This is a genomic window from Enterococcus sp. C57 (assembly GCF_040887305.1).
Taxonomy (GTDB): domain Bacteria; phylum Bacillota; class Bacilli; order Lactobacillales; family Enterococcaceae; genus Enterococcus_B; species Enterococcus_B hirae.
This window is the reverse complement of the sequence record NZ_JBFOFP010000001.1, coordinates 216,443-238,285: the sequence shown is the minus strand read 5'-3', so window position 1 is coordinate 238,285 and position 21,843 is coordinate 216,443. Positions and strand designations below refer to the sequence as shown.

The 21,843-nt window shown below is 36.3% G+C and carries 19 protein-coding genes, 1 tRNA gene and 1 other annotated feature; of the genes, 3 read left to right on the top strand and 17 right to left on the bottom strand.

Features of this window, described 5'->3' with window-relative positions:
* Positions 1-28: 28 nt before the first annotated feature.
* Entirely contained in the window at positions 29-337 is a 309-nt protein-coding gene (gene rplU, locus AB5M32_RS01055; RefSeq protein WP_010719808.1) for a 50S ribosomal protein L21, read from the bottom strand.
* A 19-nt stretch (positions 338-356) separates the two neighbouring features.
* Positions 357-432, bottom strand: a sequence feature (ribosomal protein L21 leader region).
* A 141-nt stretch (positions 433-573) separates the two neighbouring features.
* On the opposite strand from rplU, the gene AB5M32_RS01050 reads away from it, so the two are divergent.
* Complete coding sequence (locus AB5M32_RS01050; RefSeq protein ID WP_010719809.1) at positions 574-1,227, top strand: uracil-DNA glycosylase; 654 nt, start codon at positions 574-576, stop codon at positions 1,225-1,227.
* A 145-nt stretch (positions 1,228-1,372) separates the two neighbouring features.
* Here AB5M32_RS01050 and AB5M32_RS01045 read toward each other — a convergent pair whose 3' ends face one another.
* The 5 genes from AB5M32_RS01045 to AB5M32_RS01025 form a co-directional block, all read right to left on the bottom strand.
* A complete protein-coding gene (locus AB5M32_RS01045) occupies positions 1,373-2,992 on the bottom strand; it encodes a SulP family inorganic anion transporter (protein ID WP_178286615.1) in 1,620 nt (539 codons plus the stop codon).
* A gap of 132 nt (positions 2,993-3,124) precedes the next feature.
* Entirely contained in the window at positions 3,125-3,484 is a 360-nt protein-coding gene (locus AB5M32_RS01040; protein ID WP_178286617.1) for a DUF1304 domain-containing protein, read from the bottom strand.
* A 385-nt stretch (positions 3,485-3,869) separates the two neighbouring features.
* Positions 3,870-3,943, bottom strand: a tRNA-Arg gene (locus AB5M32_RS01035).
* A 159-nt stretch (positions 3,944-4,102) separates the two neighbouring features.
* Positions 4,103-4,789, bottom strand: a complete 687-nt coding sequence (locus AB5M32_RS01030) for an O-methyltransferase (RefSeq protein ID WP_034698785.1) — start codon at positions 4,787-4,789, stop codon at positions 4,103-4,105.
* 70 nt (positions 4,790-4,859) lie between these two features.
* Entirely contained in the window at positions 4,860-5,399 is a 540-nt protein-coding gene (locus AB5M32_RS01025) for a signal peptidase I (RefSeq protein ID WP_010719813.1), read from the bottom strand.
* 217 nt (positions 5,400-5,616) lie between these two features.
* Here AB5M32_RS01025 and AB5M32_RS01020 point away from each other — a divergent pair, with 217 nt between their 5' ends.
* Positions 5,617-7,467 (top strand): GHKL domain-containing protein, encoded by a 1,851-nt coding sequence (locus AB5M32_RS01020; RefSeq protein ID WP_034698783.1) that lies wholly within the window; start codon positions 5,617-5,619, stop codon positions 7,465-7,467.
* 145 nt (positions 7,468-7,612) lie between these two features.
* On the opposite strand, the gene AB5M32_RS01015 is transcribed toward AB5M32_RS01020, so the two are convergent.
* The 11 genes from AB5M32_RS01015 to AB5M32_RS00965 form a co-directional block, all read right to left on the bottom strand.
* Complete coding sequence (locus AB5M32_RS01015; RefSeq protein WP_010719815.1) at positions 7,613-8,617, bottom strand: lipoate--protein ligase; 1,005 nt, start codon at positions 8,615-8,617, stop codon at positions 7,613-7,615.
* Between the two features lie 10 nt (positions 8,618-8,627).
* A complete protein-coding gene (locus tag AB5M32_RS01010) occupies positions 8,628-9,368 on the bottom strand; it encodes an MBL fold metallo-hydrolase (RefSeq protein ID WP_178286619.1) in 741 nt (246 codons plus the stop codon).
* A gap of 65 nt (positions 9,369-9,433) precedes the next feature.
* A complete protein-coding gene (locus AB5M32_RS01005; protein ID WP_368024241.1) occupies positions 9,434-10,231 on the bottom strand; it encodes a DUF975 family protein in 798 nt (265 codons plus the stop codon).
* Positions 10,231-11,313, bottom strand: coding sequence for a M42 family metallopeptidase (locus AB5M32_RS01000; RefSeq protein WP_010719818.1), 1,083 nt, complete (start codon positions 11,311-11,313; stop codon positions 10,231-10,233). The genes AB5M32_RS01005 and AB5M32_RS01000 overlap by 1 nt, the downstream gene beginning before the upstream one ends.
* A 238-nt stretch (positions 11,314-11,551) precedes the next feature.
* Positions 11,552-12,823 carry a D-alanyl-lipoteichoic acid biosynthesis protein DltD gene (dltD, locus tag AB5M32_RS00995; protein ID WP_368024240.1) on the bottom strand — a complete coding sequence of 424 codons (1,272 nt, stop codon included), beginning with the start codon at positions 12,821-12,823 and terminating at the stop codon, positions 11,552-11,554.
* 2 nt (positions 12,824-12,825) lie between these two features.
* Complete coding sequence (dltC, locus tag AB5M32_RS00990; RefSeq protein WP_010719820.1) at positions 12,826-13,059, bottom strand: D-alanine--poly(phosphoribitol) ligase subunit DltC; 234 nt, start codon at positions 13,057-13,059, stop codon at positions 12,826-12,828.
* 69 nt (positions 13,060-13,128) lie between these two features.
* Positions 13,129-14,334 carry a D-alanyl-lipoteichoic acid biosynthesis protein DltB gene (dltB, locus tag AB5M32_RS00985; protein ID WP_010719821.1) on the bottom strand — a complete coding sequence of 402 codons (1,206 nt, stop codon included), beginning with the start codon at positions 14,332-14,334 and terminating at the stop codon, positions 13,129-13,131.
* On the bottom strand, positions 14,331-15,848 hold the full coding sequence (gene dltA / locus AB5M32_RS00980; RefSeq protein ID WP_178286623.1) for a D-alanine--poly(phosphoribitol) ligase subunit DltA: 1,518 nt from the start codon (positions 15,846-15,848) through the stop codon (positions 14,331-14,333). The genes dltB and dltA overlap by 4 nt, the downstream gene beginning before the upstream one ends.
* A 10-nt stretch (positions 15,849-15,858) precedes the next feature.
* Positions 15,859-16,008: a teichoic acid D-Ala incorporation-associated protein DltX gene (locus AB5M32_RS00975; protein WP_178286624.1), complete on the bottom strand. Its 150-nt coding sequence runs from the start codon at positions 16,006-16,008 to the stop codon at positions 15,859-15,861.
* Between the two features lie 290 nt (positions 16,009-16,298).
* Complete coding sequence (locus AB5M32_RS00970; RefSeq protein ID WP_178286626.1) at positions 16,299-18,362, bottom strand: ABC transporter permease; 2,064 nt, start codon at positions 18,360-18,362, stop codon at positions 16,299-16,301.
* A complete protein-coding gene (locus tag AB5M32_RS00965) occupies positions 18,352-19,119 on the bottom strand; it encodes an ABC transporter ATP-binding protein (RefSeq protein WP_010738276.1) in 768 nt (255 codons plus the stop codon). The genes AB5M32_RS00970 and AB5M32_RS00965 overlap by 11 nt, the downstream gene beginning before the upstream one ends.
* Before the next feature lie 371 nt (positions 19,120-19,490).
* Between AB5M32_RS00965 and nrdD the strand changes: the two genes are divergently transcribed.
* On the top strand, positions 19,491-21,680 hold the full coding sequence (nrdD, locus tag AB5M32_RS00960) for an anaerobic ribonucleoside-triphosphate reductase (protein ID WP_010719825.1): 2,190 nt from the start codon (positions 19,491-19,493) through the stop codon (positions 21,678-21,680).
* The last annotated feature ends 163 nt before the right edge of the window (positions 21,681-21,843 follow it).

Here is a 21,843-nt window from a genome sequence, read left to right as displayed (position 1 = left end):
TATTCAGGCCTTCTTTCTCAAGCGCTAATTAAGCGTTGATCGCGTCGATAACCACTTTTGTGTATGGTTGACGGTGACCTTGTTTACGGTGTGAATGTTTTTTAGGTTTGTATTTGAAAGTAACGACTTTCTTTTGTTTGCCGTGTTTTTCAACAGTACCTTCAACAGTTGCACCAGAAATAATTGGAGCGCCTACTTTTGTAGTTTCGCCACCTACTAAGATAACTTCGTCAAAAACAACTTTTTCACCTGCTTCAACGTCAAGTTTTTCAACGTAGATTGCTTGTCCAACTTCAACTTTTACTTGTTTACCACCAGTTTTAATAATTGCGTACATGCTATAAAGCACCTCCTTATAATAGACTTAGACTCGCCATCCAGAGTGACAGTTACCTGTACTTACAAACTCGTTCTGTGCGGTTGTAGCTGTGGAGTCCACAATTACAACAGTACTAGATTACCAGAAACTAGCGCATTCGTCAACTCTAGATTCTAGAACTTTTCTTAAGTCAATCAATCGCAATTTTCCCTTTTGCTCATTATAATGTTAGTGAAGACGAAGGAGGTAAACGAATGATCTATCCTGATGAATTGGTTCAAGAAGCAACGATTCGTATGCAAGGTCGTGCGGTAGAAGGTTTCGTTGCTGGTCAAGGCCCACTCCACCCAAAACTCATGCTGGTAGGTGAAGCTCCTGGCAAAACAGAAATCGATAATCATATTCCTTTTAGCGGACAAGCAGGCAAAGAACTAATGCAAACTCTTGCTCTAGCTGGTTTGACAAGAGAAGATGTTTATATTACTAGTGCAGTCAGAAGTCGACCTTATCGGACAGTCCAACGACTCAATAAACGAACTCAGCAAGCAGAAACTGTTTATCCGAATCGGACACCAACGAAAGCGGAAGTATTCGCTCATGCGCCGATCCTAGATTATGAAATCGAGCATGTCGAGCCCCATTTGATTGCTACATTAGGCAATATCGGTTTGCAACGGTTATTAGGTTCTGCTTATACGATCTCTAAAAATCATGGTCAGCTTTATACTGGGCCTATTTTAAAACTGAATCAACAAAAAGATGCTTACGAGTGGAGTGATAAAAGCTACCAGATCCTCCCGCTTTTCCATCCTGCAGCTATTTTTTACAATCGAACATTAGCTGACGTGATCCGCAAAGACTGGCTTACCTTAGCAAACTATCTCGAGAAAGATCCTAGCAATCAATAGCCACAGCTTCCATAGGTAAAAAATCCCGAAACAGAAAAAAGCTGTTTCGGGATTTTTGAATTTTTATAGCTTATTTTAATTAAACACTGCAAAAAACACTTTGTTTGCCCTGCTTCTCAAAAACATTTCTCCTGCTCATGACTGATTACGTATATTGTTCATGCAGCGCTGAGAGTGCATGCGCTACTGTTTGGTGTTGTTCAAAGCCAGCTTTTTGCCATAAATGTTGTAGTTGTTTTTCTACTTCTGGTTGTAGCGAGGTGTAAATAATCGTTTGTTCTCGCATTTTAGCTTTTTCTTGAAACTCATCAAAAACAGCTCGGGCAGTTAAATCAATACTTGGAACACCACGCATAGAAAAAATGATCCCCTCTTTTTGATTTAGATCAGCTAATGTATTTTTTAATTTTTCAGCAGACATAAAAAAGAGTGGTCCGCTAATATAGACAACTGTCCAATTATCTAATTTTTTCGTTTCTGGCAAATCCATTCGTTCCCAATCGATTGTTTCAACCGAGATCGTGATTGCCGCACTTTTGATCACAAAGAAAATACAGCCACCGATAATACCGATGACGATCGCAATACTTAAGTCAAAAATCACAGTACATCCCATAGTAATCAAAAATAATAAGATGCCAGACCAATATCTCTTAGTGAACAAGACGTTGATCGTTTCCCATTCATTCATGCGCCAAGCAGTAACAATCAACACTCCTGCCAAAGCTGGCATAGGAATGTTTGACATAATTGGTGCAAAAATAATCATAGATAAAAACAAAACCAAAGCATGAATGATACCAGCTAAACGAGTCTGTACCCCTGATTTAATTGCCACACTTGTTCGGGCAATCGCAGCTGTCGCTGGAATGCCTCCAAAAAATGGTAAAACTAGATTTCCGATTCCTTGCGCAACAAGTTCTTGGTTGCTGTCCAATGGTTTGTTTGCCATTCGTCCCGCAGAAGCACCACAGAGCAAACTTTCCACCATGCCAAGCAAGGCAATGCTAATCGCTGGCACCATCACTTCTTTTAAAGAATCAAGATGAAAGGCTGCAAACGTTAAGCGATCGCTACTGATCAACGTCTGTGGAATTTTTCCCACGGTTGCTATCGGCAAGTGAAATAAGAACATCGCAACCGTTGCAAGAATAATTGCCATCAAAGAACTTGGTATAGTTTGAGCCCATTTTTTGGGGTAGATAATCATTCCGATGATCACTAATAATCCCATAATAAAGGAGGAAAAATTTATCGAAAAGCCAAAGGTCTGATAGCTGAGAAACTTCTCAATCACATTTGCACCTTCTGAATGGACACCAAACAAGTTATCCACTTGACCCAAGGCAATGATAATAGCAATTCCCGAAGTAAATCCAGTAATCACTGGAGCTGGAATAAAAGAGGTCAATGTTCCTAATCTAAAAATGCCTGCCACTAGCAATAATAGTCCTGCTAAAAATGTCGCCAGTAACACCCCAGACATCCCTTGAGTAGCTGCAATCGACATCAAGATCGCAGCCATTGCGCCTGTTGGTCCTGAAATTTGATAAAAACCACCTGACAAGCCACCAATAATAAGTCCAGCAATAACCGCTGTAATTAATCCTGCCGCAGCATTTGCACCACTGGACACGCCAAACGCCAACGCTAAAGGTAAAGCTACTGCAGCTACAGTAATACCAGCTAATAAATCTTTTTGGAATTTTTGACGATCATATCCGTCAAATTCTTCATTTAGTAAAATAATATACTTTTTGAACAACCTAGAGACTCCTTTTTTATAAAAATTTTACGAAACACGCAACTACTAGAATAGCATATTTTTCTAACTCATGTCAGCTTTTTCACAAAGTTAGAGGCGTTTTCATGAAAATTTTTATAAAATAAGATTAACTCAAATCAAAAGAGTCAGTAATCCAATGATTGCCAGACCACCTTGTTTCAAAATAATTAGTTTGTCACTAGTGATACTACCGTAAGCTGCGACCAATACAATATAAATCAATAACAAACTTGCCATTTCTTTTGGTGCAGACGAAATATAAGTGGCATACAATAAACCAATACCTAACAATCCATTATAAACACCTTGATTTTTAAATAACGTTTGTACCGACGGATTACTTAATTCTTTTTGACTCATTTTAAATACTCTGCCAGTTGCTTTAGAAGTTGTAGCAAAGGTTTCTAAATACATGATATAAAAAAATTCAATTGCGACTAATGTAATGATAATTTGTGAAATAATCGACATATTTTCTCCCCCTATTCATTTCTGCTTATCGGCTTAGAATAAGTATAGCCGAACCGTTCAAAAATAAAAAAACAAACACACTTGTAGCGATTAAAAAAGCCTTGGATCCCCCGATATCAAACATCATCCACCTATAGAGGATGGACTGATTTCTGCTTAAACGAAGTTAAAATACACGAATGTATGAATTTGTAGAGTAAAAATTTTACCTACTCCTTTTACTTAGAAAAACATCCAATATATTCTTTTTTAACACATACCTAGGTCCTACCTGATTAGACTGCGTATCATAAGAATACTTGCTACGTACCCATTTGGTCCAACTACCAGAACAAAGAAAAACCGGTAGAAACTTTCGTTTCTACCGGTTTTGGTTTTTTTTTTACGTCACAGGAGGGATTCGAACCCCCGACCGTCCGCTTAGAAGGCGGATGCTCTATCCAGCTGAGCTACTATGACAGCTTTTTCGGAACAAAAATAATTATATAGAATCATTTTGGTTCTGTCAATATGAAATAGTTATTTTATCAATAAAAAAGATTGCTCAATAGAAAGCGTTCCTCTTTTACCTAGTGTCCGACAAAAAGCAAGCTTTTTGTCGTAACAAGGTAAATACTCTTAAGGTAGATGAATTTGCTCTTTTTCTTTAGTTATCAAGATCACACCATCACCTAGCGGCACTAATGTGGAAGTCAAGTCTGGATGGGTCATGACGACCTGTAAAAATTCATTTAATTTACGATGAATGGCACGTTTGCCTCTAGGAATCTCTTCATCAGGCAATAAAATCGTTCCGCCTTGAAAAATATCATCAACCATCAATACGCCACCTTTTTTTAGCAGACGTAAACATTCTGGTAAAAACTCAATATATTTCGATTTGGCACTGTCCATAAAAATAAAATCATAAGGCCCAGTTAGTTCTGGTAAAATATCAGCCGCTTGTCCTTCTAGTAAAGTAACTTTTTCGGTTAAGCCAAGTCTTTCATAAGTTGCCTTGGCCTTTTTGATCATAACATCAAAACGATCGATCGTCGTGACGTGACCTTTTTCACTGATTAATTGAGCCATCAAACTAGAAGAAAAACCAATAGCTGCACCAATTTCTAAAACATTCTTTGGTTTTAATTGCCCTAATAAAAACTGCATGAATACGACTGTTTCATGGGGAATGATCGGTACTTCCGCTAAATGGGCTTCTTCTTCAATCAAACCAAGTTCTCCAGACAGTTTTTTCTGTTTTGTCCGCATAAAATCAACTAACTCTTCTTTTACTACCGGACGATGCATCATTTCATTACGCATAATCTGCCTCCTCTTCCAAATTATTATACGAATAACCTGACAAATCCACAAGTTGCAAACAAGTTTACACTCACTTTCCTTTTCGTTGGCTATGAGTAAAAAACCGATTGAAACTTTTCTTTTTTTCAAATTCATCTAGCATATTCCAAGCTGTAATACCTGTTAAACAAAAGGCGATAGTAAAAAATAGCCAGCGCATCCAAGTAAATGCTGATTTTGATAAAAGAATGCCAATATAGGGAATCTGAAAAATGGGCGTTCCAATGATGTATCTTCTCCCCACTACACCAGATTCGGTCTGCGTGGAACTATCTGCTTTAGTATAAAAGTCTTGATGGTCTTTTTCCACTGCGATCACTCGTCGGGTGGTTATTTGTTCTCCTGAGTTTTCATAGTACGTAATCACGTCACCAACCAACAATTCTTCTGGTTTCTTCGGACGTACATAGATCAAACTTCCTTGGCTATAGTAAGGACTCATACCACGATCTTCAATAATATGGGTTGATAGACCAGCTATTTTAGGAAGTAAAATAATGCTCAAAATGATCGCTAAAATAACAATCAGTGTAATTGAACTAATATAGGTTATTTTTTTATAAAATGGCACTAGTTTCCACTCCCTTTACTCATTTCTTATTTCCCATCATATAATAACGATTTAATTTTATCAATTTTAACTCTATTTCTTCTACAACGAATTGAAAGAATTTTAAAAAAAATCTAAAAAATAACTCTGGTTATCTAACTTTATGCAGGTTTATGATTGACTAGAAAACAAAAAACGTTTACCCTAAAAAAAATGTTACTTTTAGAAAGGACACATTATGAACTTTTTTAATAACATTGAATATTTTAAAAAAGCGAACTCATTAAAGATAAAATGGTTTTTCACTATTCTATTATCAACGTTATTTTTAATGATAACAGTATATTTCTTTTATTATATTTTTACTCCTTCTGATAGTGGAAAGGTCAAAGAAATAAAAAATTCATGGGAATTTTACTTAAAAAATGAACCTGATTTTCGTTTTGATAGTCATTATATTAGTTACCTTCCAACAGTTGAAAGAAATGAAACTTTTGTGATGGAAACTATATTAAAAGAAGAGATGGATGATTCGAACTTAGTGATTCGGGGAAACAACCAATGGATAAAAGTTTATTTAAATGATCAACTTTTATATGATCGAACAAATGAACAAGACCAACTTCATCCTGGTTTATCTTTGGCAGTTATTGATCTGCCTACACATTATGCTGGTGAACACTTAAAAATCGAAGTTACTTCACCTTATGAAAACTATTCGGGTATTCCACCAAAAGTTTATGTTGGAAATACGGGACCAATCATCAGCTTTATTTTTTCCCAATCTGTTCCTCAAGTAGTTACCATGATCATTGCCATCTTTTTAGGAATTGGGATATTGGTGTACGCCATTTTTAAGCTTTACAAAAAAAAGACACTAGATATTTCACTGATCATTCTCAGTTGTTTTGCGTTAGTCTTAGGGTTTGAATCAATCTCTGAAGATATATTAAGCGGCATCCTTTTTGAACCAATCGTCCATTCGATTTTATCTGATACATTTACTATTTTAACTTCAGTATTTCTGGTCTTGTATTATTTATCCCGAATGAAACATTATCAAAAAATATATGGTCTCTTTTGTTTTCTGCAAGTCTCCATCCAAATAGGTGTCCTTATTTATTCATTGATGACAGTAGGAGAATTAACTGAACTAATGCCCATTGTTAATGCGGTTAGTGTAATCAGTACATTAGTTACTTCCCTTGTCTGTGTTGGGGAAGCCTATCGGAATAATCGTTTTTTCATTGCTTGTACACCGTGGATTGTGCTGATTGCCATTTTCCATTGTATGCTTTATATCCAACCATCATTAGGTATTTATAATGCAAATATTAATTGGTCTACTATTCTATTTATGATTATTCTGATTATTATCATTTGTTATAATATTATCGAGTACATCATCAGCTTTGATAAGCATCAGCGAACTGTTAATTTCTTGAAAACAAAATCGGATTTACTTGAACAGCATTATGATCAGCTACGTGATCACATTCAAGAAATCAGTACATTAAGAACTGAGTTTATCCAAACTATGGAAAACTTAGAACACTTGGTCAAGGAAGAAGAAACCGATGAAGTACAAAATTATGTGCAAACTATCTTAACTAATGCTCGAAATTTTGAATTTATTTTCTCTTACTCCTCTCACCAACTCACTAATCTTATTTTAGCTCGTTATCAAGAAATTGCATCAAAGCGAAATATCAAAGTGAAGTTTCAAGCCGAACTACCAGAAGTATTGACCGTCAATGATGATGACTTGACCCAAATACTGATTCATGTCTTAGAACATTCTTTTAGAGAAACACATGCCATTGAAGATCCAATGCATCGAAAAATTTATTTATCGATGCAGGAAAAAGAAAATCAACTATTGATTCGTTGTGAACATAGCGCAAACTATGAAACAAATCTCTTTTCACAAGGAATTACCGAAAACTTTGCTGAACAAGAACAGTTTGATTTAAAAATAATCCAAGATGTGGCGGAACGTTATGCAGGAACGTTGACTCAGGAAAAAGATAGTCAGGTAGATCGTTTAATCATCCAATTGACTAAAACAAATCCCAAGAAAAGCATATAATGTCTTTGGTAGATTGGAAAATTGATTCATTGAATGAAGGTTTGAGCGGACAAAATAATATTCGTTCTCTTTCTCAAAAAAAGATAAAAAACAGGGAACACCAATCATTGGTGTTCCCTGTTTTTGACTAATGACTAACATTCGATCAATATAAAAGAGCAAGAAAATCTTCAGCTTCGATCGCACCAAAATACTTTTTGATATCAATCGTTTTTACTACATCACTTAAAACTGATTTATCATATCTTTGTCCAATCAGTTTCTCTTCGACGTCCTTTATCTCTCCTAACCCAAAGAAGTCACCAAATATTTTCACATCATCAATCAAACCATGTGACACATTCAGATGGACTTCGATCGAACCAATCGGATACCGCTTTTGTCTCGAAAAGTTAAAATCAGGTGATTTCCCATAATTCCAATCCCAATTACGATAATAGCGATCAGAGATTTCGTTGATTTTGATCCAGTCTTTGTCTGTTAGCTGATACGTATTAACCTCTGCCAGCGTTGCTACTCCAAATATTTTTAATAGAATTTCATCACGAAATTCTTCTGTTAACATTTCTTGTTTTTCTTTAGGTAAAAATGGTTTGATATTGGTCACACGAGAACGAATCGATTTGATCCCTTTGGACTCGATTTTATCTTTTTTTACTTTTAACGCATTGACCACTTCATTGATGTCAGAATCAAACATGATGGTTCCATGGGCAAACATCCGACCATTCGTTGCATACATCGCATTACCAGAGAATTTCATACCATCAATCACTAAATCATTTCGGCCTTTTAATTCTGCTCCAGATACCCCTAATTCGTGAAGAGCTTGAATAATTGGCTTAGTAACTTTAGCAAAATCACGGAAAGAATCGCCATCATCAGGCATGATAAAACTAAAGTTTAAATTTCCAAAGTCGTGATAGACGGCTCCACCGCCACTTAAACGACGAACGACATGGATGCCCTGTTGTTCAACGTAATCTCGATTGATTTCTTCGATCGTGTTTTGATTACGCCCAATAATGATAGATGGTTCATTGATATAAAACAATAAAATCGGTTCATCAACAGGCATTTCTTGGAGTAAAAATTGTTCAATTGCTAGATTGATACGTGGATCATGCTTGTCATTCGGTACAAAAATCATTGTCTTCCTCCTAGATATCAAATACTTTATCGACTTTTGCTAGTGCTACTTCTACTGTATCACCCGCAGCTTGTTGCGCTTCGTTCTGTAATTGTGTAAGATCCCCAAATTGAGGTAAATGGGTCAATACTAGCTTTTTGACTTTTGCTGCTTTCGCAAGTTCCCCCGCTTCTTTTGACGTAAAGTGCGCTTTGTGTCGTTCATTACCAGCAAACAGATAAGTATCTGCTAGAAATAAGTCTGCATTTTCAGCAAATTCTACAAAACTTTCCAAATAGCCGGAATCACCTGTAAAAACAAAGACTTTGCCAGTCTCTTCTTCGACGATCCGCATGGCATAGCACACCACTGGATGGATGGTTTCCATAAACGTGATTAAAAAAGGACCTACTTTCAATTCTTCTGCCTCAAAATAGCCACGTCCTTCTGACACGTTCGGCATTGTTAACTCATCAAAATGAAAAGTATCTTTAGTATGACCATAGATTGGCAAGATAGCTCCTGGTTCTTTTTCAGGATGTAGTTGCCAATAATATTGCAATACACCTAGATCAGCGATGTGATCATGATGGTAATGGCTCAAGATAACCGCATCAAGTTCTAACGGTTCAAGATGCTCTTGTAATTTTATCAAGGTGGCGCTACCAGCATCGATCAGTAGGTTAAAGCCAGCTGACTGCAATAAATAGCTAGTCGTTCCTTGATTTTTATATGGATAGGCTCCTAAGCAACCTAATACAGTTAATTTCATGATCGTTCTCCTTTCAGAATCAATGTAATAGAATCCTGTTTTTTCTGTGAAACCTCTCTCATGTTTTATGAAAAATAAGTAGCTGGGGGTTCTTTTTCAAGTCTTGCTTGCTCGTAAAAACCTGCAATAGTCACATTGACATAGGCGATAATCCACAATAAACCAAAGAACAAGGCTAGGGCTCCAACAAGGTACCACCCGATAAATGAAAGTTGTAATAGGATATAAGTACCTAAACGATCTTTTAATAAATACCACGCGTATTGCAAACACTGGATGATTGAAAGTTCTGGGTAATCAAATTTAGTCCAAGCCGCAAATTGAAACAATCCGCCTACAATACTCATCAACAAAAGAGAAACAAAGGTCATGAGCAGGGTGGTCAAAACGTAACTAATGTCCAAAGCATTCCCTGATAACACATCTGTTGAAATTGTGTTTGAATTAAATAGTAATTGTGTATAAGTATTGACACCACCAATCAAAAAACCTGGTAATAAAACAAGGGCATTAATGATCCAATTGATCACAACATTGATCAAATTAATCACTAAAATAGGTCCAAAATATTTTTTTTGAAAGACGGCAAACAATAAATTACTTTTTGCTCTGCCACCACGAACGACTACCAGCGCAATGTAATATAAGGCATATGAAAAAGCAAATAAAAGGAAATTCTCTAGTAAAAAGCTAACTATTTGTTGTTGCGTGCTATCTACGAAAAAAAATCCCTCAAAAAACATTTGGATCAAACCCGCAACAAACATCGAAAGAAAGACTAGCCAAGCATTGATTCCCCATTGTTGCGCAAGGCTAGCTCGAGCTTTTTTGCGATAATCTGAAAGTGATAACTTTGTTTCCATTAATCATAACTCCTAATCTTTTCAACTGTTTTGTGGTCTAATCGCTTCACTAATTCCGTCACTAATTTCACAGTATTCAAATAATCATCTTCATGGATCACTGAAGTATGTGAATGCAAATACCGTACCGGAACAGTAATCGCCACAGACGGTACCCCATCTCTTGTCAAATGCATCTGTCCTGCGTCTGTCCCACCACCAGTAATGACGGTGTATTGGAATGGTATATCCATTTCTTCCGCCACATCAATCACAAAATTCAACAGTTTTTTATGTGGAATCATTGAAGCATCAAAAATCAAGATTTGTGGACCTTTACCCAAAATCGAATCCGCTTCTTTTGGCGTCATCCCCGGTGTATCTCCAGCTGTTCCTGTATCTAAAGCAAAGGCGATATCTGGATTCACTAAGTGTGTACTTGTGCGTGCCCCTCTAAGGCCAACTTCTTCTTGCACATCGCTCCCTGCGAATAAAACATTGGGATGTCCTTCTTTTGCTAAATTCTCAAGAACTCGTAATGAAACAGCTGTACCGATGCGATTGTCCCAAGCCTTAGCTAGTAAAAATTTACCGCCATTCAACCGTTTATACTCAATATATGGGGTTACCATATCGCCAGGGCGAATACCCCATTCTTTTGCTTCTTTATCGCTTGTCGCTCCAATATCAATAAACATATCCTTGATATCATACGGTTTATTTCTTACTTGTGGGGTTAAAACATGTGGCGGTTTCGAACCAATCACGCCATGGATCACTTTCCCAGCTTGCGTTTTGATTTCCACTTGTTGGGCTAACATCACTTGTCCCCACCAACCACCTAATGTTTGAAATTCCAAAAAACCTTTATCAGTGATCTTAGTCACCATAAATCCCACTTCATCCATATGACCGGAAATAAAAATCTTAGGTCCACCACCAGAACCATGTTTGGCGATAATACTACCTAAACCATCATAAAAAATATCTTCCGCAAAGTCTTTTGCATACTTTTTATAGACTTGTCTCACTTCTTCTTCATTGCCTGGTACTCCTTTGGCTGAAGTCAGATCAATCAATAACTGTTCTTCTTTTTTATCCAAAACGTCTCCCTCATTTCTCGTATTGATAGCTAGATTATACCATTTATTAGGTGTGCTTTTCAGCAGAACGATTTTTTCAGTTAGAAAAAAGCCAGGATTCCTCGAAAGTTTACCGAATAACTTTCAATAATCCTGGCTTTTTTGCATAATGCATACGATAGCAATCGCTATTTTCTCTTAAATGGACTGACAGCAGTAAACGAGCGTTTCTTTTATGCACTTCGTGTTCGAAACTCCATTACTGTTGGTTTTCTTTTAAATCATTTGGTGAATGTTTTTGCCAGTCTTTACTATAAAATGATGGATCCAATTGATAGTGACTTGGTTGTTGTTGGTTTTCTAAAAACGGTCTAATCCGTTGATCTGCTGCTAGCCACCCTTTCCAACCTAAATGAATGGTGTCTTCCATGAAATAAGGTTGATCAGCCATTTTTGTAAAATCTGCGATCCGATCAAAGCCTTGACTCTGCAATTGAAATTTGATTTTCTTTGCAAATCCTTGAAGCATTTCTTGAGATAACCCAGTATAATCACTCCATTTTTGATTCACAGGTGGAATGATGAATAATGCTTCTGCCTGTTCTTGGGCTAATTGCTGTAGGACTAATTGAAAATCTGAAAATTCAGGTGAAAAACGATAATCCCAATTTTTTTGAGAATTTTTCAGCTCTTTTAAGTGGTGACGAATGCGCTCTTTATAAAAATCATTTTTTAACTCAAAAGAATTGTCGCTTGTACTTTTTCTCCCAATATTTTCCGCTAGGTTTGCCAGAACTTTTTCTTGATAATTAGCAGGCAACGGCTTCATTGCCTGATCAATTTTGCCTTGTTTACTTTTCAGACCAATATTGCTGAACATTTCATCTTCTCTTTTTAAAATATTCCAGTTCAAGCGCAATTGATTTCGTTTTTCAACAGAAGGAAGTTGACCTTTTTTGATCATTTGTAACATTTCCGTCAATTTTTCATCTTTTTTAACGATAGAAAAATGTAAAAGTCTTCTAGCTAAATAACGGTCAGCAGGAGTGATTTTTTTCAATGAGAACAGCCAGTCAAGGGTTTGTAACTGTGAATAATACGTATCAAAATAATCTTTTTTTACGCCATCTTTGACAAACCATTGTGGAGAAATGATAAAAACGATTTTCTTATTTTTCAAATCATCTCCTGCAGAGCGCATCATCATATACTGACTTAATGATTGTGTCCCAGGTGCCCCTAATAAGAAGGGACGATAATCACGATGGTATTTCTCCGCCAAGACGGATGGGTGAAATGGACTGATCCGACTGAGTTCACTTGAACCAAAAAAAGGAACATATTTTTTTTCAGCTAAGGCTTCGTTTTTGATGGTATCTCCTTTTAACACATTTTCGGACATGGATGTAGAAGCTTTTTTTATGATTGTTGGGTCGGTTAGATCCACACGATACGAAGAAGTGAAAAAAACTGCTATCAATCCAAAGGCTAAAAGGATTGGACCGAAAATAGCAAATAATTTCTTTTTCATTCTCATCCCTTCAATTCTTGTACTTGTGCAATGATTTTATTCGGTGTGCCCCACTGTTCACGATCAAATTCAGAAACAGGGACTTGAACATCTAATTGTCCATCTAATTCGACTAATAATTGAACAGAAGCAAGTGAATCCAGCAATCCTTCACCAAACAAATCAAGCTCTCGATTTTCTCTTATTTCATCTGTTCCCGTAATGTCTTCTAAAATAGTTAAAATTTGTTCTTCCATAATATAATCTCTCCTTAAATAATCATAATGTAAAATAAATCATTTTTAAGTCTTAGATAATCATCTGCTTTACTTAAACAAAAGTTGGTCTAAAAAGCCCGAAAATATCAATAAACTAAAACAAACTGCTTGGAAAGTCATAAAGACAGCAAAAGCGTGAGTAAACCAATTGGATGGTAGTTGTTTTTTATGTTTTTTCTTGAATCGTAGCCAAACGTCGGTTAAGCAAATCAAAGTAGCATGATACAACCCATACACGATGTAATACCAAGTTAGACCATGCCAGATTCCCATCAATAGGAATAATGCATAATAACCAATATTCGAGGTTACAATTTTACTTTTGAACCATTTTTTCTTCATCAAGAAAAACATCAAGCGCATATAAACATAATCTCGAAACCAAAATGATAACGTCATGTGCCAACGATTCCAAAATTCTTTGATATTCCAAGACAAGAATGGTTTGTTAAAGTTGATTGGTGTTTGGTACCCCATCAAGTAACTCGTTCCCACCGCAAACAAACTATAGCCTGCAAAGTCAAAAAACAGATATAAACTATACACATAGGTATATCCTACTAATGACCAAGAAAAACCACCATGTTGCAAGGCAGCTTTGGAAACGATTGGTAACAACACTTGACCCAAATAATAGCCAATAATAAATTTGTATAAAAAACCTAGAAAAATATTTTGGATACCTTTTTCTAATAATGTCAGATATTTCTCAGTTGCAGGCGGCTGACATTGATCCTTTTCAAATCTTCTATAGCGATCGATTGGTCCAGATGAAATCGTTGGAAAAAAGAGTAAAAATTGAATATAACGAAAAGGCTGATAGTTCTTGATCAATCCATCCCTAATTTCCATGATCATCTGAACAGATTTAAAGGTTAGATAGGAGATCCCTAGAAAAGCTAGAAAAGATTCTTTCCCATGGGCAAAAAACGGTGTGACTTTTGTTAAAAATAATGGGAAAATCGCTAGGATCACCGCTAAGTAAAACCAAATACCTTGATTTTTCTTTTGACGGTAAACGAAGTAAGCCCAAACTAATAATGTCTGCCAAACAACATATGCAATCAAGGCTACACCTTGTTGCCAATAGACACCACCAAAACTGATGAATAAGAAAAGCAAGGTGATGAGTGTTTGATAAATTGGCAATCTTTTCCCTCGAATCAACAATGATAGCACGATCGGTACTAAACCGATGATTAACAGCAGAAAATAATAAGGTTCTGCGTACGGGATCATATGTGGAAAGGTCATTGAGGATTCACCTCAGCTATTAATTTTTTCCGATCGATTTTCCCGTTCACCGTTTGTGGTAAAAGATCAATGTAATTGATTTTTTGAGGGACCATGTAATCCATGACCGAATGTGCCAATTTTTCCTTAATTGATTTAGAGAGTTTAAAACTTGGTTCTGGCGAATTTTCTTCTAATACAATAAAAGCAACTAGTTGTTGAACTTTAGTTCCTTGGTATTTTGGAACAACTATCGCTTGTTTAATCCGTTCATCTAACAAAAGCCCGTGTTCGATATCTCCTAATTCGATACGATACCCATGAAGTTTTATCTGTTGATCCATTCGTCCCTCATAGAACAAAAGACCTTCCTCATTAAGAAACCCAGCATCGCCAGTATGATAACTTTGTTGATCCTGTTTCTTGAAAAAAGCAGCTTTGGTTTTTTCTGGATTATTCAGATACCCCTTGGAGACACTAGGACCCAAGATAATAATTTCACCTGTTTGATTGACCGGTTGCACTTTTTGATCATTCACAATCTGAACCTCGGTATCTTCTTTGATATAACCAATCGGTAAACGTTCATAGCGATCTAAAATACCTTGAGTGATTTGGATACTTGAAATAGCAACCGTGGCTTCCGTTGGTCCATACGTATTATAAATACGGGCTTCAGGGAATCGTTTCAATAATTCTTGCGCTGTTTTTTTGGTTAATTCTTCCCCACAGAACAAGAAAGTGGCTAGATCTGGTACATGTTCCGCATCAAAAGTGGGTTCCATCAAACAGATATCGATAAATGAAGGAGTTGACACCCAGACATCTAATTTCAACTTTGCTAAAGTAGAAAATAATTGTCTAAAGTCTTGAATAACCGCTTTTTCTAAGGGTTTTAACATTCCTCCTGTCACAAGTGCTGGATAAATCGAAAAAACCGATAAGTCAAACGAAAATGGTGCTTGTGCTAAGAAACGTAGACCCTGTTCAAGATGAAATTCCTGGATCGTCCAACGAACAAAGCTCAATAAGTTATCATGACTGATTTGCACACCCTTGGGCTCACCTGTAGTACCAGAGGTAAAAATAATGTAATAATTTTCGTCACCTTTAACTGGATGTGTTGTTTCGTATTGACTCTCTTTTTTCGTGATCGTTGCTAATTCTTCCCGAGAAATCACTGGGATACCATCTGTTTCCATCTGCCAGTCACCGACACTAATGATCAAAACTGGTTTTGCTACTCGAAGAATTGATTCAATTCGCTCATTCGGCGTATGCTCTTCAATCGGAAGATAGGCATGACCAGCTTTGGTGGCACCCAGAAAAGAAACGATCATTTCAAACTCTAGATTTCCAAAAACCACGATTGGTCCCTGTTTCTGTAGATTTCTGTCTAAATAAGCTGCTAAAGCATCGGACTTTCTTTTTAGCTCCCCATAGGTATGCTCTGTGGTTTCTGTCTGATAAACGACCCGATCTGGTTCCGTTTGACCAAAAAAATCAATTGATTCAACGATTGTTTGAATATCCATCGTCTTCCTCCTAAAATTCATTATAGATAAAAGATCCGCCTTGGACATTTTTATAATGGTACAAATAAATCAACATAAAAATAATTGCACTATACAATAATGTTCGTACCACAACCGTGCCCCAGTACCTAAATTGAGGATTATTCCACCAATTTTTCAATTTATATTTCCCTCCTAATCGAATCTCAAAACAATTTTACCCATTCTTTTTAAAAAACAACATTTGTTTTCCTAACAGTAATCGCTTTTCTGCTAACAATTTTGTCACAATTTAGATTAACTACAAAAAGACGGTTATTATAATATAAGCATCACCTCAAATAAATAAAGATTTTTTTTTAAAAAGCTAAAAAGACTTAAACGATCTATGTAACCAATCGTTTAAGTCTTTCTTCATTCAAATAAAAAAAACAGAGTACTAACCTTTTGCTCATTTAAATATAGCTTGATTTACTCCTCAATAATCCTGCAATATAAGACACTTGTGATGTAATAAAACAAGATATAGATCAAGACAAGTGAGCCACAAATCAGATATGCTAACCCATAATTTGCTGTATCGACATATTGAGTAAATACTTCAATGGCAAAAAAGGTATGCATACTCCCCAAAATAATTGGTGGGAAAAACATGATCGCATTTTGCCCAAAGATGACTCGCTTCACTTTTTTTCGAGAAATCCCTAATTTCGTTAATAATTGATAATTCTCTCGTTCTTCTTCTGCTTCTGCTAATTGACGAACCATCAGCATGCTTCCAGTCGTGACAATAACAATTATTCCAATAAAGATCGAAACATACGACATTAAACCAATTCCTTGTTCAACTGTCCGTTTAAATGGGAAACGTGCAGAAAAGTTAAGACGTGAATCTTCATTATTGTATTCATCAGAAGATTGATCTGAAGCTGCTTTTTCTTGGTGCGATTCATTTTTATGAATCGTTCCAGTTATAGCCTCTCCTTTGATCTCATAATCATAATAAATGATGTTCTCATAACTTGTAGGAATCTCTTTGGAAATACGTTCAATGATTTTTTCCTGATCTCCCCCTTGCACATTCCAATTGACCACTTGATAGTTTAGTCCAGATGCTTTAGCAAAATAATCATCACTGACAACGAGTGTCGGACCGAAATACCTCAACGAACCATCTCCTAAAAAATTAGGTAAGGTTGCTTGAATATCTAAAGTTTGATCGGGCAAGTAGAATGTTGAATCATACATTGAAAAATTTCTAAAGATATTTTTCATACTATCTAATACCACAGTGCTGTTATCCGATGTTAAATCAATTTTAGGCATTTTAGGATTGAATTGTCGAAAGGCATGATATTCTTTTTCTGGAATCAAATTTACCAATTGAAATACTTTTTCCTCAGAAATCCCGTCTAACTTATCATTATAGTAACTTCCAATTACTTTGTAATTGATCGTCATTTCTTTTGTGATCGTTTGCCCTTCACTTGCAAGAAGCGGTCGCAGCTTGTCAGCTGTTGCCTTATCCATTTGATAAGATACCGGTGAGACCATCTCCACATTTCGAGACATGATGACAGTCGCACTCATCATTGCGCCAATCATCGTTAAAGCTAGAGCCATGATCAGTGTGATCAACGAATTGATCCGCCAGCTTTTCAGCAGATGGATCTGCGTATTGCCGATCAGCAAGAAGTTGATCCCTCGATACTTAATTCGAGAACGACTCACCAAATCGATTAACACACGTAGGGAAAAACAAAAGAACAGATATGTCCCGATCACACAAAACAGCAGGATCAGAACAAATAATAAGAAAGGAAAGCGAAGATCTTGCGTAAAAATAAAAAGTTTAGCAGCAAATTCCCGATAGTGGACCGCAAAGAAATAACCACTAGAGATCAGCAATAAACCCAGTGTTCCTAAAAAACGATGGCGTGTCCGAACTCTTAACTTGCTACTTTCCAAATGATCGTATTCGCCAAAATTTCGAATCGTCGGATAGCGCCAGATTTTCCATAATGAATACAAAGAAACAACAGATAAAATCAAAAAAAATAACAGAAATGTTTCAAAAATCGATGGCACGGAAATGAAGAAAAGACTCGTGATTTGCAAGTTCATCATGCGAATCAAGATCATAGAAAATAATTTTGAGAAAATGATTCCTAAAATAATCCCTGCTGTACAGGCGAATAATCCAATAGCCATTGTTTCCAATACATAGATCAGTGAGATTTGGGTTTTCTTCACACCAAACAACTGATAGATCCCAATCTCTCTTTGTCTGCGGTTAAAGAAAAAACGATTTGCACTAATAACAAAAAAAAGTAATACGATTAAGATAATCCAACTACCAATACCAAAAAAAACATTGAATAAAGAATCTTGCTGTGTCCTTCGGTTCAATAATTGATCATAAGAAATCGTACTAAAAGAATAGTAGATCATCGTTGATAACGTTAGACTAAAAAAGTAAACGAGATACCCTCTTGACTGTCGCAGAAAACTTTTCGCAGCCAACTTATAAAGCATTGAGTTTTCCACCTCCCCCAATGGTCGCCTGCATATCAATCACCCGTTCAAAAAATTCGTTTCTTGAACCTCTGCGAACTACTTCAGAGAAAATCACCCCATCTTTGATAAATAAAATCCGATCACAATAACTGGCTGTATACGGATCATGTGTTACTAATAAGATAGTTGATTTTTCTACTCGGTTCATCGTTGTTAAATAATTTAGTAACTCGGTGGCTGATTTCGAGTCCAGAGACCCGGTTGGCTCATCAGCAAAAATGACTTGTGGTTGAATAACTAATGCTCTAGCAGCCGCAATCCGTTGTCTCTGACTAACTGATAATTCATCTGGATAACGTTTTAAGATTTCTTCGATCCCTAATAATTGAGCAACATGCAACACACTTTTTTCCATCTCTTCTTTCGAGATTCGTTCCACCGCTAATGGTAGTAAGATATTGTCCTTCGCATTCAATGTATCGATCAAATTAAATTCTTGAAAAATAAATCCTAATTTTTTGCGACGGAAGTCACTCAATTCATTATTTTTCATTTTAGTGATCTCATTTCCTTGGATCAACACACTTCCCATCGTTGGTAGATTGATCGTCGAAAGAATATTCATCAAAGTCGTCTTTCCAGCACCACTCGGACCCATGATGCCAACAAATTCTCCTTTTTCTACTGTAAAAGAGATATTATCAAGTACTTTTACCGGCGAAAGCTTATTTCCATAGCTTTTACTTACATGTTTTACCTCGATCATTTTATCCATGGCTTTCCTCCTTGGGTTTTGCTTACTCGCCACACTGACACACTTACCAGCATATTAGCATATTCTTTGGTTTTTTTCTCTGATCTTTACAGCATTTGAGCATTTCTTTTTAGATTTTTATCATTTCACAGACATAACCTTTTTTTAAAAAAATTTTTATTCATCTATTTTATTCACGAAAGCGGTATATTCAAAATAAAAATCCTATAAACTTACGTTTTCACTTTTTTTCACAAAGAAATATATACAACATATAGTATAGTTGTCCGTTTATACACCTGTTTGCATACTATATATAGCTAGTATTTAGTTGCTCCTTCGTGGATTTTGTTTTATGATAGACAAGAAGAATTTAGCAGGAGTTGAATAAAATGAGTGTACAAATTGAAGAAAAAGTAACAGATCCCCTTCATTCAGAAGTATCAAACATAACAATCATTAAACGAGATGGTCGACGTGTCGAATTTGATGAAACAAAAATCAATGAGGCTTTAGTCAAAGCTGAAAAGAAAATTCATGGCTCATTGTCTCCACTTACTTATGAAAAAATTCAAACGATCGTGGATTTAGTCGTTCAAGAAATCAAACGACGCTTTACCGACAACGTTAAAATATATGAGATCCAAAATATCGTTGAACACATTCTTTTAGAAAAAAACGAATATGAATTAGCAGAAGAATATATCAATTACCGCACAAAACGTGATTTTGCCAGAAGTAAAGCGACAGATATCAATTTTTCGATCAAAAAATTGATCAATAAAGACCAAACAGTTGTCAATGAGAATGCAAATAAAGATAGTAATGTCTTCAATACTCAAAGAGATTTAACCGCTGGTATCGTTGGAAAATCCATCGGTTTGAAAATGTTGCCCCCACATATCGCAAATGCACATCAAAAAGGCGACATCCATTACCATGATTTAGATTATCATCCATACACACCAATGACAAACTGTTGTTTGATCGATTTCAAAGGAATGTTGAACAACGGATTCAAAATTGGAAATGCTGAAGTGGAATCACCAAAATCAATTCAAACTGCTACTGCTCAAATTTCACAGATTATTGCAAATGTAGCTTCCAGTCAATATGGTGGTTGTTCTGCTGACCGAACAGATGAATTACTTGCTCCTTTCGCTGAACTGAATTATCAAAAACATTTAGCGGATGCAGAAGAATGGATCGAAACACCTGAACGTCGAGTAGAGTATGCGAAATCAAAAACCAAAAAAGATATTTTTGATGCGATGCAAAGTCTAGAATATGAAATCAATACTCTTTTTACTTCAAATGGTCAAACACCATTTACTTCTCTTGGCTTTGGTTTAGGAAAAAACTGGTTTGAGCGAGAAATTCAAAAAGCAATCTTACAAAATCGGATCAATGGCTTAGGTAGCGAAAAGCGGACAGCTATCTTCCCTAAATTGATTTTCACATTAAAAGATGGCATAAACTTGAACCCAACTGATCCTAATTATGACATTAAACAATTAGCTTTGGAATGTGCAACTAAGCGGATGTATCCTGATATTTTAAACTACGACAAAATCGTTGAATTAACCGGTAGTTTCAAAGTACCTATGGGTTGTCGTTCATTTTTACAAGGTTGGAAAGATGAAAATGGCCAAGAAGTGAACGTTGGTCGAATGAATCTTGGTGTGGTCACACTAAACTTACCTCGTATTGCCATCGAAGCGAAAGGTGATCAGGAAAAATTCTGGCAAATCCTCTCTGAGCGCTTAGCCATCATGAAAGATGCTTTAGTTTATCGTGTCGATCGTTGTAAAGAAGCGATCCCTGCTAACGCACCAATCTTATATATGTATGGTGCATTCGGTAAACGTCTCTCAAAAACAGATGCTGTCGATGAATTATTCAAAAATCGTCGTGCAACGGTTTCTTTAGGTTATATCGGTCTTTACGAAGTGGCTTCTGCTTTTTATGGTGGGGAATGGGAAAACAATCCCGAAGCAAAAGATTTTACCCTTGATATCGTGAAGGAATTAAAAGCCAAAGCAGATGCTTGGGGTGACGAATATGGATATCATTTCAGCGTTTACTCTACACCTAGTGAGAGCTTAACTGATCGTTTCTGCCGTTTAGATACAGAAAAATTTGGCGAAGTCGAAAACATCACTGATAAAGAATATTACACGAATAGTTTCCATTATGACGTTCGTAAAAACCCAACTCCGTTTGAAAAACTAGATTTTGAAAAAGATTATCCGAAGTATTGTTCTGGTGGTTTTATCCATTACTGTGAGTACCCAATGCTTCAACAAAACCCGAAAGCATTAGAAGCCGTTTGGGATTATGCTTACGATAAAGTTGGCTATTTAGGAACGAATACACCAATTGATCATTGCTACAAATGTGGCTTTGAAGGTGACTTCAAACCAACCGAACGTGGCTTTGAATGTCCCGAATGCGGCAATCATGATCCAAAAACTTGTGACGTCGTTAAAAGAACCTGTGGCTATTTAGGTAACCCACAAGCACGTCCAATGGTTCACGGTCGTCACAAGGAGATCTCTTCACGTGTCAAACATATGAAGTAATCTTTCTCTACTATTTCGTTCTAATTTACTCTAAGAAAAAAGATAGAGCGATCAGTTATTCCTTAGAAAACAATCCCCTTTCACAGCGTGACTACGATAAATCGAACGGTGTGTGAACCGTGACCGTTCGATTTATTTGCATTTTTTTGAGGCTAGTCCATTA